Source organism: Desulfonatronospira sp. MSAO_Bac3 (genome assembly GCF_003838035.1).
GTDB classification, from domain to species: domain Bacteria; phylum Desulfobacterota; class Desulfovibrionia; order Desulfovibrionales; family Desulfonatronovibrionaceae; genus Desulfonatronospira; species Desulfonatronospira thiodismutans.
Map to the genome: position 1 here is coordinate 1 of NZ_QYZY01000070.1, position 1,182 is coordinate 1,182.

Sequence of the window (1,182 nt, forward strand, 5' to 3'; positions counted from 1 at the left end):
CTATGTTCTTCAAAACCGTGTGTGCGGAGCACCTGCCTGCCCGCTAAAATTCCGAAGGACAGCGAAGCGCATTTTAGTCGGGTGTGAAGCCTGAAGGCTTCCCGTGCCTAAGAAGTTTTTTTGGCACGGGCAACTTCGTTGCACACCCCGGTGAAACCCGCTACGCTGACCCAGCACTCACTTTTCCATTTGTTTGCTTGTGATGAAACCGAAATTATTAAAGTGAGTGCTGGGTGTTTCACGGGACAGGCGGGCGGCTCTGCCGCTCACGGCTGGCGAGTAACGCCTCACGTCAATTCTCGGTGACGATTGATGGCACCTCCTGAATGGTTACCTGCTACGCAGGAGGCCTTACGGCCTGTTTAACTGGGTAAATTTGCGCCTGCCCGGTTAAACATTTATCCGGTTAAATCTTCTTCCATTTAACTGGACGGCGAAGCCGTAGACCGGAGGTCTGTTTAACTGGGTGAATCCTTGGAGACAAGCAGGTGCTTGACCTGGTCAAATATTTACCCCCTCCCGAAAAAGAGTCCCTGTCCGCCATAAGTATTTCTTCTTTGCTCCGCCCTGATAAAGCCCTGACCGTCATCCTGGCCAAGAGCCTGCACGCATCTATGCATTCCTGTGCCCCGTGGGTTGTCCTGGAGCTTTCCCCGGCCATGCTCTCAGCCAGGTCCATGTCAGGAAAGTACTTCATGGGTACTGGTGCCAGGCGCATGATGGTGCCGTTGCCTGCCGACCTGGGATGGGTTGAACCGGAGTAAGGCTCACCGGTTTTGCGGTATCTTTGTAAAGCCGCAGCCACTGTACTGCCGATATCAAAGCAGGACCCGGTGCTGCTCAGGTATCCGGTTTCCATCCACCTGCAGTACCTTTCCATCTGGTCCCGGGCATCAAAGCCGCCCTTTTCAATCAGGCTCTCTGCCAGGCACAGGGCCATGGAGGTATCATCAGTCCACTGACCCGGACGCAGATTAAAAGGTCCTCCCCCGACCATATCTCTGAGTGGTTCAAAACCGCCCCTGGTCATGAACTCCACGGTGGTGCCCACGGCATCACCGGCTGCCAGGCCAGCAAGGCATCCCCGGAATCGTAACCATTCAGGGGGTGCCAGCAATCGCCACCCTGAATAGACTTGAGGCGTACTCCCCAACAGTGAGCGGCAAAGCCGCCCGTGTGCAA

At 55.4% G+C, this 1,182-nt stretch carries 1 protein-coding gene; it reads right to left on the reverse strand.

Annotated features, from left to right (window positions below; genetic code table 11):
* Window positions 1-406: 406 nt before the first annotated feature.
* The coding region (locus tag D5S03_RS02510; protein WP_287042593.1) for an ADP-ribosylglycohydrolase family protein at window positions 407-1,182 on the reverse strand (776 nt) is incomplete at its 5' end.